We start from the raw sequence: 21,287 nt of genomic DNA on the forward strand, positions 1-21,287 counted from the left end.
ACAGGGCTAATTAAATGATGAACACCATGAAAGCGCCGAAGTGGACTTTTCCCTGGATCGCGGCGGGTTTAATCGGATTAGGCCTTAGCGCCTGCAGCTCGTCCGGTACAAATCCGTCAACTAACGCGAGTGCGACCGCGACCGTTCCTTCCGACGAGCAGATCGTTTCGTCCTGGCATTACCTGTATGGGCGCTATCTGGTGCTGCAACAGGAAAACTACGACATCAATGTCGAGAAGGTCGGCTACAACAAGATCAAGTACAACCCGCTGGGCTCTGCGCAGTTCGTGAATCCGAACCTCGACGTGGCCTATCTGGAAGCCTGGCTTGCAGCTGACAAGGATCACGCAGTTATCCTGAACGTTCCGAAAGTGACGGGGCGCTACTACACGGCCCAGCTGCTCGACGGCTGGGGCGAGGTCATTACCAACATCAATGAGCGCACCTATCCGGATCACCCGTATGGCAAATTTGCCCTGGTGATCAAGGGCACCAATCCGCCGGTGCCGGACGACGCGGTCAAGATCGAATTGCCGTCGGCCAAAGCGAAATTGCTGGCGCGTGTCGAGCTCAAAGGCTCACCGAAGGTTGCCGTGAACTTGCAGCATCGCTTCACTGTCGACGCGTCGCCCGATACCCAGATCGATCCGCCCTTTCCGGTGCCTTCCTTCACGCCGGCCGCGCCCATTGGCGGCGAGATCTTCGACCACGTGAGCGAAGCGCTGGCCACCTATCCGGATGTCATGCCGAAGGCGGCCGAATATCAGGCGGCGGCACTCAATGTCGCCAGGTACGCGAAGAGCAGCGACGCTGCCCGCAAGCGCGTCAACGACGTCGTGAAGGCCAAGGCAATTCCTGCTTTCCTCGCGAATGCCAAGGGTTTCGGCACGCAGAAGGACGGCTGGTCGGTGACTTATGTGGCCGGCAACTTCGGCAATGACTATGTGGCGCGCGATATCGTCAACTACGGTGGTCTGTGGGCCAACGTGATCAGCGAGGCCATCTATTTTGTGGGGCTGAGCGACAGCGACAAGCAACCGCTTGATGGCAGCAAGACCTACGAGATCCGCTTCCCGAAGGGTGAAAAGCCGGACAGTCATGTCAAGGGCTTCTGGTCGGTGACGTTGTACAGCGTGCCGGACTACCGCGTTGTGCCTAACGCGTTGCATCGTTACAACCTGAACAACGTGTCCCATCTAAAGGCGAATGCCGATGGCAGCACGAGCATCTGGCTTGCACCGGTAAAGCCGAAAAACGCGCCTCAAAGCAACTGGTTGCCTACGCCGGAAGGCAAGGGCTTCTCGCTGAACTTCCGTACTTATGTTCCGAAGGACGAGGTTCAGCAGGGTAACTGGTTCCCGGCGCCGATCAAGGCCGTGAATTAACCGTTATCGAAGATAGCGGCATCGAAGGTTCAGTCTGTCCGGGCTTGCTTCGGGCAGACTGAGCTGGCTACTGTTCAACGCGTCCTGGTTCCCGTAAGGCCCGTGTGTGCCGGCCGCTTCGGCTCCAATCGCAGTAGTTCTGGTCTCACAGCCGGTGTCCCCGGCTCTCTTCCTGTTTGGCTGATCGTCGACTAATATCTTTTGCGACCTAATTGCGCCGCAAAAATATATTGGACGTCTTACCGGCCTTCTCGCACTATTCGTCTATCCCCAGCTCCCACCGTGCGCGCTATCGCGAGCCACCGCTTGCGGGCTATCGGCATGCCGTCGCCGTCTTCGACGGTGCGTTGGCCGGGCTGGGCACAATTCTAATTTTGACGACCCCCCATATCTGAGGATACAGATGCCTGACTATCGTTCACGAACCTCGACCCATGGCCGCAATATGGCCGGCGCCCGTGCCTTGTGGCGCGCCACTGGCATGAAGGACGGTGACTTCGGCAAACCCATTATTGCGGTGGTGAACTCGTTCACGCAGTTCGTGCCGGGCCATGTGCATCTGCGCGACCTGGGCGCGCTGGTGGCGAGCGAAATCGAAGCGGCCGGCGGCGTGGCGAAAGAGTTCAACACCATCGCGGTGGACGACGGCATCGCCATGGGTCACGGCGGCATGCTGTATTCGCTGCCCTCGCGCGAACTGATCGCCGACTCGGTGGAATACATGGTCAACGCGCACTGCGCCGACGCCATGGTCTGCATCTCCAACTGCGACAAGATCACCCCCGGCATGCTGATGGCCGCGATGCGCCTGAACATCCCGGTCGTTTTTGTTTCCGGCGGTCCGATGGAAGCGGGCAAGGTCAAGTCGCCGACCGATGGCCAGGTGATCGCCAAGATCGACCTGATCGACGCGATGATCAAGGCAGGTGACTCCAGGGTCAGCGACGCGGAAGTGGCGGAAATCGAGCGCAACGCCTGCCCGACGTGCGGCTCCTGCTCGGGCATGTTCACGGCGAACTCGATGAACTGCCTGACCGAGGCAATCGGCCTCGCGCTGCCCGGCAACGGCACGATCGTCGCCACGCACGCCTACCGCAAGAGCCTGTTCGAACAGGCGGGCCGTCTGGTCGTGGATCTGTGCCGCCGCTACTATCAGGAAGAAGACACGTCGGTCCTGCCGCGCAGCATCGCCAACAAACAGGCATTCGAGAACGCCATGGCGCTCGACGTGGCCATGGGCGGTTCGACCAACACGGTGTTGCACCTGCTGGCAGCCGCGCAGGAAGGCGGTGTCGATTTCACGATGTCCGACATCGATCGCATCTCGCGCAAAGTACCGTGCCTGTGCAAAGTGGCGCCTGCCACCGACAAGTACCATATCGAAGACGTGCATCGTGCGGGCGGCATCCCCGGCATTCTTGGCGAACTGGCGCGCGCGAATCTGCTCGACCTCTCGTGCAGCAACGTGCATAGCGGCACGCTGGGCGACGCGATCGCCAAATGGGACATCGCCGGCGGCGCGGGTGAAGCCGCGCAGAAACTGTTCCGCGCGGCCCCGGGCGGAATTCCGACCACGGTCGCGTTCAGCCAGGAAGCCACGTTTGCATCGCTCGATACTGACCGCAAGACGGGCTGTATCCGCAGCAAGGAAAACGCGTACTCGAAGGACGGCGGCCTCGCCGTGCTGTACGGCAATCTCGCGGAGAAGGGCTGTATCGTCAAGACCGCGGGTGTCGACGAATCGCAATGGGTTTTCTCCGGGCGCGCGCGCGTTTTCGAAAGCCAGGACGACGCCGTCGAAGCCATTCTGGGCGACAAGGTCGTGGCGGGCGACGTGGTCGTGATCCGTTACGAAGGCCCCAAGGGCGGCCCCGGCATGCAGGAAATGCTGTACCCCACGTCGTATCTGAAATCCAAGGGCCTGGGCAAGACCTGCGCGTTGTTTACCGATGGCCGTTTCTCAGGTGGTTCGTCCGGGCTCGTGATCGGGCATGCGTCGCCGGAAGCAGCCGAAGGCGGCACGATCGGTCTGGTGGAGGAGGGCGATGTGATCGAGATCGACATTCCGAACCGCAAGATGCACCTGGTGGTATCGGACGCGGAACTGGCGCGCCGTCGCGAAGCCATGGAGGCACGCGGCGACAAGGCATGGCTGCCGGCGAATCGTGAGCGCGTGGTGTCGCAAGCGTTGCAGGCGTATGCCGCGCTGGCGACCTCGGCTGACCGTGGCGCGGTGCGGGACATCTCGCAACTCAAGCGCAAGTAAAGGGCAAGTGAGACGCAAGTGAAGTGAAACGGCCCTGCCGCCGCGAGGCGTCAGGGCCGTTCTATGTCCTCGTGTCGTTGACGGATTGGGGGCGGTGCGTTTGCCGGCGCGCGCATCGCACAACCGTCGATGTTTCTTGCGGGCGCACGGGATCCCTTTGCGAACCGACTGCGCGGCTTCCTGCGAACAATCAAGGCCGCAGGCTAGCCGCCGGCGGATGATGCTCGATCGACGCTCAGGCGAAGAGCTTCAGATGTTCGGCCAGTATGATGCTGCCGATTCCGATCAGCACGACACCGCCTGCCATCTCCGCGCGCCTGCCCGCGACTTGGCCAATGACACGGCCGAGCATGACGCCGATCGTGACCATTGCCATGGTGGCGAGGCCGATCGCGGCGGCTGTCGAATAAATGTTGACGTCGACAAAGGCGAGGCCCGCGCCGACCGCCATCGCATCGATGCTGGTGGCGAAGCCCGTCAATGCCAGCAGCCAGAACGAATGGGCCACTGGTTTCTTCTCGATGTCTTGAGCGGCAAAGCCGTTCATGATCATGCGCGCGCCGAGCACGAACAGCAGCGTAAACGCGATCCAGTGATCCCACGCGGAAACATACTGAGCGGCTGCTTTGCCCAGAAACCATCCGACCAACGGGGTTAGCGCCTCGATGACGCCGAAGATAAGTCCCGTCCTCAGCGCTTCGCGCCAGTGTGGACGATTGAGCGTGGCGCCTTTGCCGATTGCGGCTGCAAAGGCGTCGGTAGACATGGCGAAAGCGAGGAACAACGTTGCGACAGGATTCATGGAAGGAGAAGCTCAAGGTCGGGCGGAAAACCGCGACACACCGCCGCGCCCGACCGGTCGCGTGGTGTGTCGATGGTCTTGCCAACCAAATGGCTACCTGCACCACGGTCTGTGCGACCGAGAATGTTGACGCAGGCGCTTCTGGGTAGAAGCCGGCTACTCCCCAAAGACAGAGGCGAGCATATCACGACAGAAAGGCTTTAGTAATAATCGCCGCAAGCTTTTCGGCATGGCGACTTGCTCATGTACTACACGGCACGATAGAATCGCGCCTGCTCATTGGGGAGTAGCCGCCTCGAACGCGATGTTCGAGGGCGCATGTCAACATACTTGGCGAGTCGCAAGACCCGCTATGGCGTGCGCAGCTAAATGCCTGGCAAGACCGATGACACGCATTCCGACCTAACCGGGTCGCCGGAATGCGCGTCATCGCGTGCTTTCAGCGCGGCCCGGGTACAACAACCCCATGCAATCCTTCCTCGTCTCGACCAGTGTGGTCGGTCTCGCTGAAATCGGCGACAAGACTCAACTGCTGTCCTTGGTACTGGCTGCGCGCTATCGCAAGCCGATCCCCATCGTCCTCGGTGTACTTGCTGCAACGCTCATCAACCATGCGGCATCGGGCGCGCTCGGGGCATGGCTCGCGAGCGTTCTCAGTCCGGGGGTTCTGAACTGGGCGGTGGTCGCGTCGTTCGCTGTCATGGCGGTGTGGATTCTCGTTCCGGACAAGCTGGACGACGCCGACGCGGTATTGACGAAGAATTCGATGGGCGTCTTCGGCACAACGGCCGTGACATTCTTTCTTGCCGAAATGGGCGACAAGACTCAAATCGTGACCATCGCGCTCGCTGCGCGCTTTCACGAGTTCTTCGGGGTTGTCGCGGGGACGACGTTGGGCATGATGCTGGCGAATGTGCCGGTCATCTATCTCGGACACAAGTTCGCCGACCGCTTGCCGACGAAGGCCGTTCACATTCTTGCCGCCATTATCTTTGTCGTGCTCGGTGGGCTTGCTTTGCGAACGGCGCTCTATCCGACGGCACATCCGCTGTTCTGATTCGCCTTACGTGCGACCCGGCTTCGATCGGCGCGAGCGTCCGTGCGATTGCGACTGCGCTTGAGTGCCGGGTTGCGTGTCCAGCGTGGCAAGCAGGTGCTGACGTCCCTCGTCGAGAATCTCATCCGCGAGTGCCGGGTCAGTGTCCGCGACAGCACGCGAAAGCAACAGCGTACCGACCATCTGGCTGAACACAGCGATTGCCCTTCTGCGACTGCCTTCGCTCACGCCCTCTCTCTCTTCGATGACCTTGGCGAACAGTTCGAGGTTCGTCGCGAGCCCTTGCGCGTAAGAGCCGCGTGCTCCGTCGCCGAACCGGCGGGCGTCGCCTACAAAACCCGATAACGGGCACCCGGCTTCGATATTTTCGCGATGCTCGGGGGACAAATACCACTCGATGTTTTGCTTTACCGGGTCGGCGTCAGCCGATCTGGAGCTTGCAAACTGGGCGGCAAAAGCCTCTTCCCCTTCCTCAATCGCCTTTTCCATCACGGCGGCGACCAGGGCGTCTTTTGATTTGAAGTGGTTGTAGAAACCGCCCTGCGTGAAGCCCGCCGCCTTCATCAACTCGGCGAGCCCGACCGCATCGACGCCGCGCTCACGAAACAGCTTCTCGGCGGCGGCCACGATCGCGTGCCGGTTTTCAGCCGCCTGTTGTCTGGAAACACCCACTCTCACTCCCTTCGGCCGACCTCGGCCTAATCGCATCCATCGAAAAATACAATGTCGATCACCATTGACATCGCCGAAGCGGACGACCACAATCCATCGCAATGACAATGTCATTCACCATTGTCTTAAGTATAGCCTTCTTTGCCGGAACGTCCAGGCCGGTGAGGTGCAAGGGAAGCGACCCAGGCCGGATCCGCGAGCGACCTGCCGATGTTTGGCGAACGGTTCCTTGCCTGAACGCATCAGCCTTACCTGCCGCGACATCAACTTCAACTGCGAATGCAACATCACAGGAAACGATCATGAAACTCACTGGAAATACGATCTTCATCACGGGCGGCGGTTCGGGCATTGGCCGCGGATTGGCCGAGGCGCTTCATAAGCGCGGCAACAAGGTCATCATCAGCGGTCGGCGGCGCGGCCATCTCGACGAGGTGGTGGCGGCGAATCCCGGCATGGCGGCAATCGAACTCGACATTACCGACCCGGCCAGCATCGAGAAGGTAGCGGCGCAACTGATCGCGGACTATCCCGACCTCAACGTGCTGATCAACAACGCCGGGATCATGCTGCCGGACCAGGCGGCCGGTCACATCGACGACGCGTTGCTGGTGTCCACCATCACGACGAACCTCATGGGACCGATCCGCATGACGTCGGCGCTGATCGACCATCTGAAGACCAGAAACGATGCTGTCGTTGCCTATACCAGTTCGGTTCTGGCATTCGTGCCGCTGGCGATGACTGCAGTGTATTCGTCGACCAAGGCGGCACTGCATTCGTACATTCTTTCGCAACGCTTCATGCTGAGGAATACGAAAGTTAAGGTGCTTGAAATCGCCCCGCCATGGGTGCGCACAGACCTGATGAACAGCCGCGAAGCCGAACAGGCGATGCCGCTCGAACCCTTCATCGACGAAACGATCGCTGTGCTCGGAACGGATGTGGATGAGGTTCTGGTTGAAGGTGCGAAGCAGTTCCGTGGGAATCCGGGGCCCGGCGAACATGCATTCGTGAATGGCCTGAATGCGCAGCTGGTGGAAGTGTTCGGTGGGTGAAGGGCTGCTTGCCGGATAGGGGGGACGGGGCGTGACTGCGGTTTCGCTTCTTACTGCTCCTTATCCTTTAGGCCAAATCAAACATTTGGCTTGCAAGGTTGAAGGCAATCCACTTGGTGTGACTTATAATTACCAAGTCGTCGGGATACACCCGGCGATCAGGTTTGACAGCCTGTAGTCAGAAACCGCACACCCGCTCAGGCGGGGCGTGCGTCTACCTCTGCACGTCTATATTCCAATGGGCGGGCCTTGGTAGGGGAGCCGCAAGGCTCGCCGGCATGTTTCTGACCCGGTCTGTCAACCCTACTTCGTGCCCGCTCACCCACGTTTCCAGCGAGTGCCGGGCGATCCGAGAAGTAACAGGGAGATCGCGCCATGAGCAAGTCCACTAAAAAACAACCCGCTTCACGTCCACCTGTCGACGCACTCCAGTACGAAAAGCTTGCGCTGTCGGCATTCGATTTATGTAACCGGCACCTGGATCAACTGAATACGTTGATCACACTTGCGTCATCAATATGTAGGAATCCTCCCATTACACTTGAGGAAAGACGACGCCGTCAGACACTCCTTGAATTGCTGGTGGATACGTCGGAGCGGTATCAACAGGAACTCCAGTGCGACCGTGAGTTATACCAGGTGATTGCGCTCGATGCAAAGGGCGTTCCGCAAAGCCGCATCACCGCACGTCATGCGGCGACCCTGCTTGCGGAAGAGGTAATGCAGCGAGGTGGGGAATCGCTTGCGGCTGAAAATGCACCATTGGGGGAAAACGGGTCGGCAGAAGATGCCGCGGCGTTGAGCGCTGAGGGCGCGGCAGAGCAAGCCGTTGTCGCGGTTAGCTAGATAAATCGAAAAAATCGGTGAGTGGCGGGTGGCACGTCCTGACCCTTCGAGGATGAGTGTACGGAGATAGTTTCGTCAGTCTCGATGCACTCACCGGCCTGCCGCCGTGCCCGGAGCCTATCTTGTCATCGAAGGCGTGCGCGTCGGTGCGCAGTGATCTAGCTGCCAGGGATTAGGCGTCTGCCTGTAATGGCTGCACCTCAACGGTGACATGAGACAGTCCCCTGAAGCGCCCCAGCACCGCATGGTAGAAGCGCGAGTCTCGCAGGGTTTCACCTGTTGCCACTGACACCACGGCGCTCATATGGCCGGGACCCACCCGCCATACATGCAGGTCGACCACCTTGTCTCCGCGATCCTCGATCGCGTGACGTACGCTTTCCGCCATGCGCCGGTCGGAGTTCATGTCGAGCAGGATCGCAGCCGTGTCGCGCATCAAGCTGTACGACCAGTTTGCAATCACCAGCGCGCCGATGACACCGGCGAGCGGGTCCATCCAGAGCCAGCCAAATGCGCGGGCCAACACGAGGCCTATGATCGCCAGCACGGAAACCGCCGCATCCGCCATCACGTGGATGTACGCCGACCTGATGTTGTGGTCACGGGTCGCTGTTTCATGCGCGTGGTCGTGGTGTTCATGTTCTTCGAATTCCACTTCGTGCTGGCCGTCCGCAATCCGCACGACGGCCTTGAAGGCGTGCGGCTCAGGAATTTCTTCCTTCGATTCCAGATAGCCGCCACGATCCGCCAGCGCGAAGACCTGTCGAGTCCCATCCGGCCGGATCGTCGTAACGGACACAGTAGAAGCGTCCAGTCGTGAACCTTCCGTCTCGGGCGCAATGCGGAAAACAGGTGGCACGCCGTCTTCGAAGATGGAAACCGCAAGCACGCCGGACGGCGCGAAAATCTTCCGCACTTCCTCTTCTTGAGCGTGGTCATCATGCCCATGCCCATGCCCATGCCCATGCCTATGCCCATGCCCATGCCCATGCCCATGGCCGTGATCGTCGCCGCTCAATAGCCACGCGCTCGCCAGGTTGACAAGAAGCCCGACCACCGCGATGGGAATCGCTTCACCGAAATGGATGGGTACCGGCGACAGGAAACGGGATACCGCCTCGTAGCCAATCAGAAGCGCAATCATCGCGAGCACGATGGCACTCGTAAAGCCCGCGAGATCGCCAAGCTTGCCCGTACCGAACACGAAGCGGGAGTCGGTGGCGTGTTTGCGCGCGTAGGTGTACGCAAGGGCTGCAATGAGCATTGCGCCCGCGTGCGTCGACATATGCAGACCGTCGGCCACGAGCGCCAGTGAACCGAACATACTGCCGCCAACAATTTCAATCAGCATCATCGCGCTGCACAGTGCGATCACGGCCCACGTTTTGCGCTCGTTTTTTTCATGACCGACGCCCAGAAAGATGTGGTCATGTCCTGCGCCGAACGCGGCATGTTTGAAATCACTCATTTCTGACTCTATTTGAAATAGCTGTGAACGACTTCGATGAGTTGTTCCGTCGCGCTGGCGCCATCCTCCTCGCCGCTTTCCGCGTCGACGAGGTGATTCCTGATGTGGTCTTCCAGCACGACCGCGAGAAGACCGTTCATAGCCCCGCGACAACTTGTGATCCGTTGCAGCACGTCCGAGCAGCCATGCTCTTCCTCGAGCGCCCGCTCGATGGCTTCGACCTGTCCCTTGATGCGGCGGACCCGATTGAGTAGCTTCTGTTTTTCCTGAATCGTGTGACTCATGCGCTCTCCAGATACCCCTAGGGGGTATGTAATTGCACGAAGTCTACCATAGGGGGAGGGGGTATCCAGTGCGGCTGCAGATGCGACTTTTCATGTAAAGGCCGTCAGCCGACACTTAAGCGATGTCTGATTCATCGACGACGGCCATGCGCCCGTACGGTACGCCCGTCTGTCATGCTGGTATTTCGCGTGTCGGATAGAAGAGTGAGAGTGCTTTATCGTCGGCTGTCGGCAATGGCGGCTACGAAGCGACCGCAACCGCTTGACGATAAGACTACAGACGATGCTCCAACCGATAAGTAGACCGAAAGCAACCGTATCGGGTGCTTGGGCGCTACGGCGGCGGATGTCCGCACCCGTTCGGGTTTGTTCGACACCTGCCTTTGTCTGTTGCTGCGTGAACGTATGCATGACGCATGCGCGCAGGCGTCGAATAATTTAGAACGAACTGGGCCGGTCGTCGTCAGGCAAAGTCTTCGATTATCAACCGTCGATCGCAATCGGCTCTTAAACGACTGTTCGTTAATGAAGAACAACTGCCGCGGTGGAAACGCATGTGTGTGAAAACCGCTCCGCGCGTTACGTTACGTTCGAGGTTCGGCAGACAGTGTTCCGCGCCACACTGGCATTTCAAGATCGCGTCGCGCGGGAATCGATCGCCCGCGCGCCCTTGATTTGCAAGCCTTTCCTATGCACCACGCGGTGCGCGCCCCACATGGTATGACCCTTGCAGTCACAACCCCAGGATTTTAATCACCGGGGGGTGCAAGTATGAATCGCAATTTCAAAATGACGACGATCGCCATGTGCGTGTCGTCACTGATGGTTCTTCAAGGTTGTGGATCGACATTGACCACGAAGTCGCCGACGCTTGGCACTGGTTCGGGAAGCGGCGCCATCACAGGTGGAGGCGGCGGGTCGGGAGGAGGGTCGGGGTCCGGTGCAGGTTCCGGATCGGGGTCCGGCTCAGGTAACGGCACGCCTACGCCGACGCCTACACCGACGCCTACACCGACACCGACACCGACACCGACACCGACACCTACGCCGACGCCGACGCCTACACCGACGCCGACGCCTACACCGACGCCTACACCGACGCCGACGCCTACTCCGACGCCTACACCGACGCCTACACCGACGCCGACGCCTACACCGACGCCTACACCGACGCCGACGCCTACACCGACGCCGACGCCGACGCCGACGCCTACTCCGACGCCAACACCGACGCCAACACCGACGCCAACACCGACGCCAACGCCAACGCCGACGCCAACGCCAACGCCAACGCCAACGCCGACGCCAACGCCAACGCCAACGCCAACGCCAACGCCGACGCCGACGCCGACGCCGACGCCGACGCCGACACCGACGCCGACGCCGACACCGACGCCGACGCCTACCCCGACGCCAACGCCGACACCGACGCCTACTCCGACGCCGACGCCAACGCCGACGCCAACGCCAACGCCAACGCCAACGCCAACGCCAACGCCAACGCCAACGCCAACGCCAACGCCGACACCGACACCGACACCTACGCCCACGAGCGCCAACCCACTCGGCGTCGTGGTGCAGAACACCGGCAATGTCGTCACCGCGACCGGCCAGACTGTCTCGGCCATCGGCAGCCAGATCGGTCTCACGCCGATCCCCGGCGGCAACACTGCGACCACCACAGCGCTCGGCGGTGTGGTTTCGAATCTCGGCGCCGGAGTGTCAGCACTCGGCACGGGCGCTTTCAACGGTCTCGGCCAGCTAGGGAATTCGACCGACCCTCTCGGTACCACCCTCGCCAGCAGCGGCAACCTGGTCTATGACGCTGGCCAGGCGGTCAATAGCGCCGGACAACTCGTGACCAGCCTCGGCAGCGGCCCGACCGCTCCGCTCAGCCCGCTGACAAACCCGCTCGGTAGCACGATCTCCACCGTGGGCACAGCCGTCAGCAGCCTGGGCACGCAACTCGGCTCGACGCTCACCAATGGTCCGGTGCAGCAGCTCACGCAGACCCTAAGCACTGCCATCACGCCAATCACCGCGACGCTTGCGCAGACCACCCAGACCGTCGGCGACACGACCGGTTTGGGTAAGCCGCTCAATGGACTGCTGTCGACCATCGGTCACGGCCTCGACACTGCGGGCGGCCAGATCGGCAGCACCACGGGTAATCCGATCGGCAAGAACCTGGGCAACGTCGTGACACAGTTGGGCAATACGGTTACCTCGGTCGGCGGCCTGCTGACCGCAGGCGGCTCGGGCAGCGGTAATCCGCTCGGCGGCCTGACCGGCATCCTCAATCCGGGCGGCGGTTCGTCCGGCAATCCGCTGGCACCGCTTACCAGCATCCTCACTTCGCTGCCCGGCACGCTGACGGGCGGACTCGGCGGTATTGGCGGCTCGACCAATCCACTCGCACCTCTGGTCGGCACGCTGACTTCGCTGACCTCTTCATTGACCAGCGTGGTCGGAGGACCCGGTAGTCCTTTGGCGCCGCTCACCGGCCTGACCGTCTCGGCAGGTGTCGCGCTGAACGGTGCAACAGGCAGCGCCAACAACCCGCTAGCACCAGCGACGTCAGTAGCATCATCGTCGACGGGCGCGCTACACGCCTCAGGCGGTTCAGGTGCGGCCGGCACGACCAACCTGCTCGCGCCCGTGACGGGCCTCGTCACCGCCCTGACGAGCGCGCTTGGGGGCGCCAGCGGAGGAACGTCCGGGTCGTCCGGCGCCGTGCCCGGTGGGCTGACATCAAGGAAGTAACGAAGGAAGCACGCATTGCGGAAAACGGCGGACCGGGCAACCGGTCCGCCGGTCCGTGTGGCACTGGGCCATCATGACTTTGCTTGCCATCGAACTTAAGTAACGCCGAGCAAGTGACCGCGTTTCAGCTTCGGCACATATCGCTATGAGGCGAACATCGGTTGTCGTTGGCATCTGCCGATCAATGGTGGCATTTCGGCGACGTGAGCGCGCGATTAACCAATAACTGTTCGCCGTCGGGCGAAAGCGGTCGCATAGGCGGCGCATTGGTGCTATCCGAAATTCACGTGTCGCTAGCGGATAGCACCTGGCCGGGCAACGCGTGTCAGGCGATCCATCCGCCGTCGACCGTCAGGCTCTCGCCGGTCGTGTAGCCTGCTTCGGGGCTCGCGAGATACGCTACAGCTGCAGCGATTTCCGCCGGTTTGCCGAAACGGCCCACGCTCGCGAGCTTCGTCATCGTGGCGTGGTCTTCCGTGCCGGGCTGCGGAGCCAGTTCTGTATCGATCGGGCCGGGTTGCACGGCGTTCACGGTTACGCCATATTTGCCGAGCTCGCGCGATAGCCCGCGAGTGAAGCCTCTGATGGCGAACTTCGATGCGATGTAGAGCGTTACACCGGGCAGCGGCGCGGCTTCGCCAAAGGCCGAACCTATGTTGATAATGCGTCCCCAGCCGGCCGCCACCATTCGCGCCGCCGCGTCTTTTGCCAGTTCGATCGGTGCACGAACATTCAGGTTGAAATGTGTGTCGTAAGACGTGTCCGAAGAATCGAGGAAGGGTCCGTACTCCACCGTACCGGCGTTGTTGACGAGAATGTCGAGCCGCCCCTCGAAGCGGCCGCCGAACGCGCCGTTCAGCGCATCGATGAGATTCTTGATGCCTTCTGGTTGCGACAGGTTGGCGCCGACGGCTTCAGCCTCGCCGCCGGCATCGCGGATCGCCTTGACGACTGCTTCGGCCCGCGCCGCACTCGACGCATAGTGAACGATCACCGATGCGCCGTCCTGCGCAAGACGCGCTGCAATAGCTGCACCGATTCCACGCGAAGCGCCCGTAACGAGAGCAAGTTTGCCTTTCAGAGCTTGGGTCATGTTTTCCTCAACGGATAGGTTTGAAAGCGGTCCTCCGCGCTGAACAGCCGGAAGGGACTGCTGCATCGGAGCCAATGTTTCGTGCATTGGTTGATGCGTATCCTCCGCTCGGGCGGCATCGCCCGGTAGTCGCGGGTGAGGAATAGCTCCTATTCCCGCTGCGAAGAGGCAGGCCGGAGCAGTGGCACCCTGGTGCGAGGCGGCTGGACGGTTAGGCGGCTATGCGGTGAGGTTATCGCTGGAGCGCTGATTGAGAAGATGCTCGACAAACTTGACGAAGGCACGCGCCTTCGTGGTCGCCATGCGACCGGACGGAAACACTGCCCACAGGTCGATCGGCGGCAACATCCAGTCAGTCAGGACGGCCTGAACCGTGCCGTCCGCAAGTTCAGGGGCGAACATCCATTCCGACGCGACAGCCAGGCCCATATGCGCGAATACCGCCGTGCGCATGCCTTCGGCTGCGTTCACGCTGATTCGGCCGGACAAGGTGACGTTCGAGTCGGAACCGTCACTGCGGCTGAACAACCACGACTCACCGCCGCCTCGAACCGTGTGAACGACCGCCTGATGCCGGAGAAGGTCGCGAGGCGTTTGCGGAAGCCCCGCTTGCGCGAAATACGAGGGTGTGCCGACGACGACCCGCCGCCCGGTGGCGATGCGACGCGCAGTCATATTCGAATCGTCCAGGGCGCCCATACGCAACGCGACATCGACACCCTCTTCGAGCAGATCGACGGACCGATCGTCGAGCACGATATCGATGCTGAGATTGGGATGTCGATCAAGGAAAGACTTCAGTGCCGGCAAGACATGCAGGCGGGCGAAGGTGACGGCTGCGCCTATGCGCAGTCGTCCGGACAAGCCATCCGCCGATTCGCGTACCGCCTGTTCGGCCCGCTCTGCCTCATCGATCGCCCTGAGTGCATGATCGTAAAACCGTTGACCGGCATCGGTCGGTGCCAGGCCACGTGTCGATCTCAACAGCAAACGGGCGCCAAGACGTTCCTCCAACTGTGCAACTGCCTTCGAAACGGCCGGTTGGCCTAGCTTCAATCGGCGTGCCGCGGCGGAAAATGAACCCGCATCGACAACAGTTACGAAAGTCTCCATTGCCACCATGCGGTCCATGTGCGGTCTCCTGCAGGGTTGTCAGCGAAAGTGCGCAGTGTAGCGAAACGACGAACGTTTTCAGACACGCGGGCATTGTCGGGCAACGACATCGCCTGACGCGGCCAGATCGGGCGGAACGCGTGTTGAAATTCGTCGCCCCCTGGGCTTACGCCACATCATTTCAACAATACTTGAAATATAGAAGTGAATGGCTTATCGTTTGCGCCATGGACTCAAATCTCGTTGTACGCGCCCTGAGCGCGTTGGCTCACGAATCGCGTCTCGCAATCTTCCGCCTGCTAGTCGTTGCCGGCCCCGATGGGCAGGCTGCGGGCGGAATCGCGCAGCAGCTTGGCCTATCCCCGTCCAGTCTCTCGTTTCACCTGAAAGACCTTTCCCACGCAGACCTGGTGAAGTCTCGACAGGAAGGGCGTTTCGTCATCTACACGGCGAATTTCGACGCGATGACGGGCCTGATCGGCTTTCTGACGGAGAACTGCTGCGCGGGTGCAACCTGCGCAGCAAGCGATCTCCCCAACTTTTGCATTGACCCGGCGTGCGCCAATAACGCGAACACGAAATGAGCAGCACTGACACAGCAATCCGCGCGAGCCGCCCGGCCATCGGGTTTTTCGAGCGTTACCTGACGGTCTGGGTCGCGCTGTGCATCATTGGCGGCGTCATGCTTGGCCAATTACTTCCCGGACTCTTCTTCGCGGTCGGCCACATGGAAGTCGCGCAGGTCAATTTGCCGGTCGGCGTACTGATCTGGGTGATGATCATTCCGATGCTCGTTAAGATCGATTTTGCCGCCATGAAGCAGGTGAAAAGCCAATGGCGCGGTATCGGCGTGACGCTTTTTGTGAACTGGTTCGTCAAACCATTTTCGATGGCCCTGCTCGGTTGGATTTTTATCCGGCATGCGTTTGCGGCGTGGCTGCCTGCCGACCAGATCGACAGCTACATTGCAGGCTTGATTCTGCTCGCCGCTGCTCCGTGTACGGCGATGGTGTTTGTCTGGTCTCAACTGTGCAAGGGCGATCCGTACTTCACGTTGTCACAGGTCGCGCTTAACGATTCGATCATGATCGTTGCGTTTGCGCCGCTCGTCGCGCTGTTGTTGGGCCTATCCGCTATCACGGTGCCGTGGGACACGCTCGTCATCTCTGTCGGGCTGTACATCGTCATTCCCGTCATCCTTGCGCAAGTGTTGCGTAAGCGCCTGCTTGCCAGGGGCGACGCACATTTCCAGCGGATGGTCGCACATCTCGGCCCGTATTCGATCTGTGCACTTCTCGCGACGCTAGTCTTGCTGTTCGCGTTTCAGGGGCAAGCCATTGTTAGGGAGCCGCTGATTATCGGCATGCTGGCAGTTCCCATCCTGATTCAGGTGTTTTTCAATTCCGGCCTCGCTTACCTGCTCAATCGTCGGTTGGGGGTGGCGCATTGCGTTGCGGGACCATCCAGCCTGATCGGCGCGAGCAACTTTTTCGAGCTCGCCGTAGCGACTGCAATCAGTCTGTTCGGTTTTCAGTCAGGTGCTGCACTCTCGACGGTTGTTGGCGTGCTGATCGAAGTGCCGGTCATGCTACTGGTGGTCGGCGTGGTAAACCGGTCGCAGCGTTGGTACGAAGCAGGCAATCGCATCAAAGGACAAATGTAATGAGCGTCTCGATCTATCACAACCCGGATTGCGGCACGTCACGCAATACACTGGCGATGATTCGCAACGCGGGCATTGAACCTCGGATCGTCGAGTATCTGAAAACACCGCCAGACCGCGAGACATTGAAGGCACTGATAGCGCAAGCGGGCCTCACTGTCCGCGCCGCGCTGCGCGAGAAAGGTACACCGTATGAAGAGCTCGGACTGGGCGACATGTCGCTGAGCGATGAGCAATTGCTAGACGCAATGCTGTCTCATCCGATCCTTATCAATCGTCCGTTCGTCGTGACGCTGCACGGCGTGCGCCTCTGCCGGCCCTCCGAACTCGTTCTCGACATCCTGCCTGAGGCGGGAAACAAGCCCTTCACAAAGGAAGACGGCGAGGTAGTCGTCGACAGTGAAGGCCGGAGACTCAGCAAGTGATTGAAGATCTGCCCAACATCAGTGCCGCGCATCTCGATACGCCTGATCTGCAAAAGCTCACGCCTCGCGTCGTATCACAGCATCCGCCGCGTATCTTGTTGCTCTATGGGTCGCTGCGCGCTACGTCTTTTAGCCGTCAACTAACGCTCGAAGCTGAACGTATCCTGCGTCACTTCGGCGCTGAAACGCGAGTGTTCGACCCACATGGGCTTCCCATCGTCGATAGTGTCCCGGCAGATCATCACAAGGTCGTGGAGTTGCGCCAATTGTCCGAGTGGTCGGAGGGGCAAGTCTGGTGCAGTCCGGAGCGTCACGGCACGCTGACTGCTGTGTTCAAGAACCAGATTGACTGGCTTCCACTCGAAAGCGGCGGCGTTCGTCCCACTCAAGGGCGCACCCTTGCCGTCATGCAGGTATGTGGCGGGTCACAGTCTTTTAACGCTGTGAATGCACTGCGCGTGCTCGGCCGCTGGATGCGCATGGTGACTATTCCGAACCAGTCCTCAGTGGCGCAGGCATGGCAGGAATTCACTCCGGATGGTCGGATGAAACCGTCCGCGTACTATGAACGGGTGGTCGATGTGATGGAAGAGCTGTACAAGTTCACATTGATGGTCCGTGACCGCTCGGACTATCTGACGGATCGGTACAGTGAGCGCAAAGAAGCACACCCTGAACTTGCGGAGCAACTGGCCGCCGCTGCCATGGAGCATGAAGCCACCGCTGCCAATACCGACACCGGCTGAGTTCTCGATTCCCACCCAACGAACCCTCAACCAGAAAGCAAGCGCCGCACAAGCTCCGGAAACCGGGACGCGTCGATATCCTCAACAAAACTCGCCCGCAGCGCATCCGCTGCCGGACTAAGCGATCGTCCCGCAAGTTCGACAAATCCCACGGTCCGTTCGATGCGCGGCGCGTCGAGCGGGATGAAGCGCAGCGTGTCCCGATACCGTTGCTTCGCAAGATAAGGCAGCACGGTGAGCCCGACGCCGCTTTCCACTGCGGCCAGCAGCGTAGTCGTATTGGCAATGAAAATGTCGTCCTGCTGGGCCGCTGCTTCACGCACGGCGGAAGGCAACGCGCGCATCGTGCCGTTGCCGATCAGCAGATACCCCGACAGATCGCTCCATTCGACCCGCCGTTGCCTGAAAAGCGCGTGCCCGGAATTCACGACCACGCACATGACGTCCGCGATCAGCGGCGTAAAGCTCAACGCCGATTCGGACTCCGAGGCACTGGCGATGCCGAAATCGATCGCACCGGAGCGCACGCGGTCGTGGATGTAAGCGGCCGTGCCGTCTTCGACATGGAGTTGGATGCCCGGATAGCGTGCGGTGAACCGGCTGATCGCGCGCGGCAGCATTTCGTGAGCGACCGATGGCACGGCGGCGACCCGCACGCTGCCGCCCCGCACTCGCGCGACGTCGATGGCGGCGGCGATCGTGCGTTCGTAGTGCTCGACGAGTTTCCGCGCTTCGCCATAGAGCATGGCGCCGAACGGTGTCGGCGTCGCATGGCTGCCCTTTTCAAAGAGCGGTGCGCCAAGCGCGGTTTCCAGTTCCTTGATGGATAGCGACAGCGCCGGCTGGCTGCGGAACACGGCCTTCGCTGCGGCCTTGAAGCCGCCATGCTCGACGACGGAAACGAAGTGCCGCAACTGCGCGATCTTTACATCCGGGAACCGGTCCATAGCCTAGATAAGTTTTGCAAATAAATTTATCAAAACAATTGGTTTTGATTATTTTACAGCTATTTCTAGAATCGGTCTCATGTCAAACGCATAGAGATCGACAATGAATCCTCAGACTTTTTTGAACTGGATCGACGGCCATTGGGTGGCCGGCGAAACGGTTGTCGAGAACCGCAGTCCGTCCGACACGGACGACCTGATCGGCTGCTACACGCAGGCAACCAGCGGCCAGGTGCACGCGGCCATTGCAGCGGCGGCCGTCGCGCAACCTCTCTGGGCAGCAACTGGACTCGAAAAGCGGCACGACGTGCTGCGAGCTATCGGCGACGAGCTGATCGCGCGCAGTCAGGAACTGGGGCGGCTGCTGGCGCGCGAAGAGGGCAAGACGCTCGCGGAAGGCGTCGGCGAAGTCACCCGTTCAGGACAGTTCTTCCATTACTTCGCCGCCGAGGTGCTCCGTCAGTTGGGCGGCAAGGCCGATTCGGTCCGCGCGGGCATCGAGATCGATATCCAGCGCGAGGCGCTTGGTGTCGTCGGCGTGATCACGCCCTGGAATTTCCCCATGGCGACCGCAAGCTGGAAAATCGCACCCGCGCTCGCATTCGGTAACGCGGTGCTGTTCAAGCCAGCCAATCTGACGCCCGCTAGTGCCTGGGCGCTCACGGAAATCATCAGCCGCCAGGCATTGCCTGCCGGCACCTTCAACCTGCTGATGGGCGCGGGCGCATCGGTTGGCAACGAGCTTGCTGCTTCCCAATCGGTCAACGGTATTTCCTTTACCGGCTCGGTGGACACCGGCCGGCGCCTCGCGGGCGTCGCCGCGCCGAATCTCATCAAGCTGCAGATGGAGATGGGCAGCAAGAACGCGCTCGTGGTGCTCGACGATGCGGACCTCGACCTCGCCGTCGAATGCGCGTTTCAGGGCGCCTATTCGGGCACGGGGCAGAAATGCACAGCCTCGTCGCGGCTGGTGGTGACACACGCGGTGCACCGGCCGTTCGTCGAGCGGCTCACCGCAAAACTGCGCAGCGTGAAGGTGGGACGCTCGCTCGACGACGGCGTGCAGATGGGTCCGGTGGTCGATGCCCGCCAACTCGAACAGAATCTTCGGTACATCGAGATCGGCAAGCGCGAAGGCGCGCGGCTCGTGCATGGCGGTGAACATCTCGCGCAGCCCGAACGCGCATATTGCATGTCGCCGGCCTTGTTCGACGATGGCCGCAACGACATGCAACTCAATCGCGACGAAGTGTTCGGCCCGATTGCCTGCGTGATCCCTGTGCGCGACTACGACGAGGCGCTGGCGGTTTCGAACGATACGCCCTTCGGCCTGACGGCGGGCATCGTCACGCAATCGCTGAAGCACGCCACGCATTTTCGTCGCAATGCCCAGGCCGGCTGTGTGATGGTGAATCTGCCGACTGCGGGAACCGACTATCACGTGCCATTCGGCGGTCGCAAGTCTTCGAGCTACGGCCCGCGCGAGCAGGGTCCCAATGCAGCTGAGTTCTATACGACGCTGAAGACTTCTTACACGCGCGCCTGAACGGACGGGGAAACGCCATGAGCCTCCATAACGCTTTGCTTGTCATCGACGGCACGCAGTACTCGAACTGGAACCGGCAGATCTTTGAAGAGATGCGTGCCGGCGGAGTAGCCGCGGTCAATGCGACGATCGTCTACTGGGAGAATGCACGCGAAACGCTGTCGCGTATCGCCGAATGGAATTCACTTTATGAGCGCCACGGCGATCTCGTGATGCCGGCGCGCACGATGGACGACGTGGTACGCGCAAAGCGCGACGGCAAGATCGCGATTCTCTACGGATTGCAAAACTGTTCGCCGATCGAGGACGATATCGGTCTCGTCGAGGTGTTCCGCGACCTCGGCGTGCGCACCATGCAATTGACGTACAACAACCAGAGTCTGCTTGCGACAGGCTGCTATGAGTCGTCCGATAGCGGTGTCACGCGGTTTGGCCGTGTGGTGATCGAGGAAATGAACCGCGTCGGCATGATCGTCGATATGTCGCACAGTGCCGAGCGCTCCACCCTGGAGGCGATCGAGATTTCCGCGCAGCCGATTGTGATCAGTCACGCGAATCCGAGCTTTTTCCACGAAGCCAAACGCAACAAATCGGACCACGTATTGCGTGCGCTCGCGTCGCGCGGCGGCCTGGTCGGATTCAGCCTTTATCCCTTTCATCTGAAGAACGGTAGCCGTTGCACCGCCGGCGAATTCACCGACATGGTGGCGCGTACTGTCGATCTGATCGGTATCGACCACGTCGGCATCGGTAGCGATCTGTGTCAGGGGCAGCCGTACAGCGTGCTCGAGTGGATGCGCAATGGCCGCTGGAGCAAGGAGACGGATTTTGGCGAAGGCAGCGCGAACAATGCCGCATGGCCCGAGCCGGTCAGCTGGTTCCGGTCGAGCGCGGACTTTCCAAACCTGACGGCCGCGCTGGAGCACGCAGGTTTTGCCGACGCCGACATCGCGAGGATCATGGGCGGCAACTGGATGCGGATTCTGCGTGACGCGGAAAACAGCCGTTACGCGAGCGTGCCCGAGACAGATGAAGCGCAAGGCTGCGCAGTGGCGATGTCCTAGCCGCACCGCTGCCTCGTCACATCAATTCAAACGGTGCCGCCTTCATACAACAACGTACCGGCGCCATAACGATTTATCCTCCTGGAGGA

18 protein-coding genes, 1 pseudogene and 2 riboswitches are annotated in these 21,287 nt (G+C 60.8%); of the genes and pseudogenes, 12 read left to right on the forward strand and 7 right to left on the reverse strand.

The annotated features are described in order from the left end of the window. Nucleotides 1-26 precede the first annotated feature (26 nt). A complete protein-coding gene (locus AC57B6_RS12180) occupies nt 27-1,385 on the forward strand; it encodes a DUF1214 domain-containing protein (protein WP_082094564.1) in 1,359 nt (452 codons plus the stop codon). Nucleotides 1,386-1,788: 403 nt separating this feature from the next. Further along, on the forward strand, nt 1,789-3,651 hold the full coding sequence (gene ilvD / locus AC57B6_RS12185) for a dihydroxy-acid dehydratase (protein ID WP_178370686.1): 1,863 nt from the start codon (nt 1,789-1,791) through the stop codon (nt 3,649-3,651). 235 nt (nt 3,652-3,886) lie between these two features. Here ilvD and mntP read toward each other — a convergent pair whose 3' ends face one another. Next, nucleotides 3,887-4,453, reverse strand: coding sequence for a manganese efflux pump MntP (mntP, locus tag AC57B6_RS12190; protein WP_496421424.1), 567 nt, complete (start codon nt 4,451-4,453; stop codon nt 3,887-3,889). Between the two features lie 8 nt (nt 4,454-4,461). Continuing rightward, nucleotides 4,462-4,630: riboswitch (yybP-ykoY riboswitch) on the reverse strand. Between the two features lie 92 nt (nt 4,631-4,722). After that, nucleotides 4,723-4,905: riboswitch (yybP-ykoY riboswitch) on the forward strand. Nucleotides 4,906-4,919: 14 nt separating this feature from the next. Between mntP and AC57B6_RS12195 the strand changes: the two genes are divergently transcribed. Continuing rightward, nucleotides 4,920-5,510 (forward strand): TMEM165/GDT1 family protein, encoded by a 591-nt coding sequence (locus AC57B6_RS12195; RefSeq protein ID WP_106355850.1) that lies wholly within the window; start codon nt 4,920-4,922, stop codon nt 5,508-5,510. A gap of 6 nt (nt 5,511-5,516) precedes the next feature. On the opposite strand, the gene AC57B6_RS12200 is transcribed toward AC57B6_RS12195, so the two are convergent. Next, nucleotides 5,517-6,182, reverse strand: coding sequence for a TetR/AcrR family transcriptional regulator (locus AC57B6_RS12200; protein WP_496421436.1), 666 nt, complete (start codon nt 6,180-6,182; stop codon nt 5,517-5,519). A 302-nt stretch (nt 6,183-6,484) separates the two neighbouring features. Here AC57B6_RS12200 and AC57B6_RS12205 point away from each other — a divergent pair, with 302 nt between their 5' ends. After that, complete coding sequence (locus AC57B6_RS12205; RefSeq protein ID WP_046572248.1) at nt 6,485-7,240, forward strand: SDR family oxidoreductase; 756 nt, start codon at nt 6,485-6,487, stop codon at nt 7,238-7,240. Between the two features lie 375 nt (nt 7,241-7,615). Continuing rightward, complete coding sequence (locus tag AC57B6_RS12210) at nt 7,616-8,086, forward strand: hypothetical protein (protein ID WP_183797239.1); 471 nt, start codon at nt 7,616-7,618, stop codon at nt 8,084-8,086. A gap of 172 nt (nt 8,087-8,258) precedes the next feature. Here the strand turns inward: AC57B6_RS12210 and dmeF are convergent, their stop codons facing one another. Together dmeF and AC57B6_RS12220 are read right to left on the reverse strand one after the other, a co-directional pair. After that, entirely contained in the window at nt 8,259-9,554 is a 1,296-nt protein-coding gene (gene dmeF, locus AC57B6_RS12215; RefSeq protein WP_496421425.1) for a CDF family Co(II)/Ni(II) efflux transporter DmeF, read from the reverse strand. An 8-nt stretch (nt 9,555-9,562) separates the two neighbouring features. Then, nucleotides 9,563-9,838, reverse strand: a complete 276-nt coding sequence (locus AC57B6_RS12220) for a metal/formaldehyde-sensitive transcriptional repressor (protein ID WP_046572250.1) — start codon at nt 9,836-9,838, stop codon at nt 9,563-9,565. Nucleotides 9,839-11,296: 1,458 nt separating this feature from the next. Between AC57B6_RS12220 and AC57B6_RS12225 the strand changes: the two are divergent. Then, nucleotides 11,297-12,601 (forward strand): annotated as a pseudogene (locus AC57B6_RS12225) (collagen-like triple helix repeat-containing protein); the annotation flags it as partial. Nucleotides 12,602-12,926: 325 nt separating this feature from the next. Here AC57B6_RS12225 and AC57B6_RS12230 read toward each other — a convergent pair. Further along, a complete protein-coding gene (locus tag AC57B6_RS12230; protein WP_028195736.1) occupies nt 12,927-13,694 on the reverse strand; it encodes an SDR family NAD(P)-dependent oxidoreductase in 768 nt (255 codons plus the stop codon). Between the two features lie 219 nt (nt 13,695-13,913). Then, complete coding sequence (locus AC57B6_RS12235) at nt 13,914-14,825, reverse strand: LysR family transcriptional regulator (protein WP_178370693.1); 912 nt, start codon at nt 14,823-14,825, stop codon at nt 13,914-13,916. A gap of 209 nt (nt 14,826-15,034) precedes the next feature. On the opposite strand from AC57B6_RS12235, the gene AC57B6_RS12240 reads away from it, so the two are divergent. Genes AC57B6_RS12240 through arsH form a run of 4 tightly spaced genes read left to right on the forward strand, consistent with a single transcriptional unit; the run spans nt 15,035 to nt 17,641 of the window. Then, nucleotides 15,035-15,391, forward strand: a complete 357-nt coding sequence (locus AC57B6_RS12240) for an ArsR/SmtB family transcription factor (protein ID WP_030099502.1) — start codon at nt 15,035-15,037, stop codon at nt 15,389-15,391. Then, on the forward strand, nt 15,388-16,470 hold the full coding sequence (gene arsB / locus AC57B6_RS12245; RefSeq protein ID WP_106355860.1) for an ACR3 family arsenite efflux transporter: 1,083 nt from the start codon (nt 15,388-15,390) through the stop codon (nt 16,468-16,470). Before AC57B6_RS12240 ends, arsB begins: the two co-directional genes overlap by 4 nt. Next, complete coding sequence (gene arsC / locus AC57B6_RS12250; RefSeq protein WP_252890783.1) at nt 16,470-16,895, forward strand: arsenate reductase (glutaredoxin); 426 nt, start codon at nt 16,470-16,472, stop codon at nt 16,893-16,895. The genes arsB and arsC overlap by 1 nt, the downstream gene beginning before the upstream one ends. Beyond that, nucleotides 16,892-17,641, forward strand: a complete 750-nt coding sequence (gene arsH / locus AC57B6_RS12255) for an arsenical resistance protein ArsH (protein WP_496421426.1) — start codon at nt 16,892-16,894, stop codon at nt 17,639-17,641. The genes arsC and arsH overlap by 4 nt, the downstream gene beginning before the upstream one ends. Before the next feature lie 26 nt (nt 17,642-17,667). Here arsH and AC57B6_RS12260 read toward each other — a convergent pair whose 3' ends face one another. Further along, nucleotides 17,668-18,588 carry a LysR family transcriptional regulator gene (locus AC57B6_RS12260; protein WP_046572257.1) on the reverse strand — a complete coding sequence of 307 codons (921 nt, stop codon included), beginning with the start codon at nt 18,586-18,588 and terminating at the stop codon, nt 17,668-17,670. A 103-nt stretch (nt 18,589-18,691) separates the two neighbouring features. On the opposite strand from AC57B6_RS12260, the gene AC57B6_RS12265 reads away from it, so the two are divergent. Together AC57B6_RS12265 and AC57B6_RS12270 are read left to right on the forward strand one after the other, a co-directional pair. After that, the gene (locus AC57B6_RS12265) at nt 18,692-20,134 is read left to right on the forward strand and encodes an aldehyde dehydrogenase family protein (protein ID WP_496421427.1); all 1,443 of its coding nucleotides are present in this window, start codon (nt 18,692-18,694) and stop codon (nt 20,132-20,134) included. Nucleotides 20,135-20,151: 17 nt separating this feature from the next. Next, nucleotides 20,152-21,198 (forward strand): dipeptidase, encoded by a 1,047-nt coding sequence (locus AC57B6_RS12270; protein ID WP_496421428.1) that lies wholly within the window; start codon nt 20,152-20,154, stop codon nt 21,196-21,198. Nucleotides 21,199-21,287 lie beyond the last annotated feature (89 nt).

Source organism: Paraburkholderia sp. BGA-UO-ETr-F12 (assembly GCF_059567945.1).

What these genes read in the sequence shown, in the direction of transcription:
- AC57B6_RS12180 (WP_082094564.1), top strand. Translation starts at nt 27, where the DNA reads ATGAAAGCGCCGAAGTGGACTTTTCCCTGGATCGCGGCGGGTTTAATC.
- ilvD (WP_178370686.1), top strand. Translation starts at nt 1,789, where the DNA reads ATGCCTGACTATCGTTCACGAACCTCGACCCATGGCCGCAATATGGCC.
- mntP (WP_496421424.1), bottom strand. Translation starts at nt 4,453, where the DNA reads ATGAATCCTGTCGCAACGTTGTTCCTCGCTTTCGCCATGTCTACCGAC.
- AC57B6_RS12195 (WP_106355850.1), top strand. Translation starts at nt 4,920, where the DNA reads ATGCAATCCTTCCTCGTCTCGACCAGTGTGGTCGGTCTCGCTGAAATC.
- AC57B6_RS12205 (WP_046572248.1), top strand. Translation starts at nt 6,485, where the DNA reads ATGAAACTCACTGGAAATACGATCTTCATCACGGGCGGCGGTTCGGGC.
- AC57B6_RS12210 (WP_183797239.1), top strand. Translation starts at nt 7,616, where the DNA reads ATGAGCAAGTCCACTAAAAAACAACCCGCTTCACGTCCACCTGTCGAC.
- dmeF (WP_496421425.1), bottom strand. Translation starts at nt 9,554, where the DNA reads ATGAGTGATTTCAAACATGCCGCGTTCGGCGCAGGACATGACCACATC.
- AC57B6_RS12220 (WP_046572250.1), bottom strand. Translation starts at nt 9,838, where the DNA reads ATGAGTCACACGATTCAGGAAAAACAGAAGCTACTCAATCGGGTCCGC.
- AC57B6_RS12230 (WP_028195736.1), bottom strand. Translation starts at nt 13,694, where the DNA reads ATGACCCAAGCTCTGAAAGGCAAACTTGCTCTCGTTACGGGCGCTTCG.
- AC57B6_RS12235 (WP_178370693.1), bottom strand. Translation starts at nt 14,825, where the DNA reads ATGGACCGCATGGTGGCAATGGAGACTTTCGTAACTGTTGTCGATGCG.
- AC57B6_RS12240 (WP_030099502.1), top strand. Translation starts at nt 15,035, where the DNA reads ATGGACTCAAATCTCGTTGTACGCGCCCTGAGCGCGTTGGCTCACGAA.
- arsB (WP_106355860.1), top strand. Translation starts at nt 15,388, where the DNA reads ATGAGCAGCACTGACACAGCAATCCGCGCGAGCCGCCCGGCCATCGGG.
- arsC (WP_252890783.1), top strand. Translation starts at nt 16,470, where the DNA reads ATGAGCGTCTCGATCTATCACAACCCGGATTGCGGCACGTCACGCAAT.
- AC57B6_RS12260 (WP_046572257.1), bottom strand. Translation starts at nt 18,588, where the DNA reads ATGGACCGGTTCCCGGATGTAAAGATCGCGCAGTTGCGGCACTTCGTT.
- AC57B6_RS12265 (WP_496421427.1), top strand. Translation starts at nt 18,692, where the DNA reads ATGAATCCTCAGACTTTTTTGAACTGGATCGACGGCCATTGGGTGGCC.
- AC57B6_RS12270 (WP_496421428.1), top strand. Translation starts at nt 20,152, where the DNA reads ATGAGCCTCCATAACGCTTTGCTTGTCATCGACGGCACGCAGTACTCG.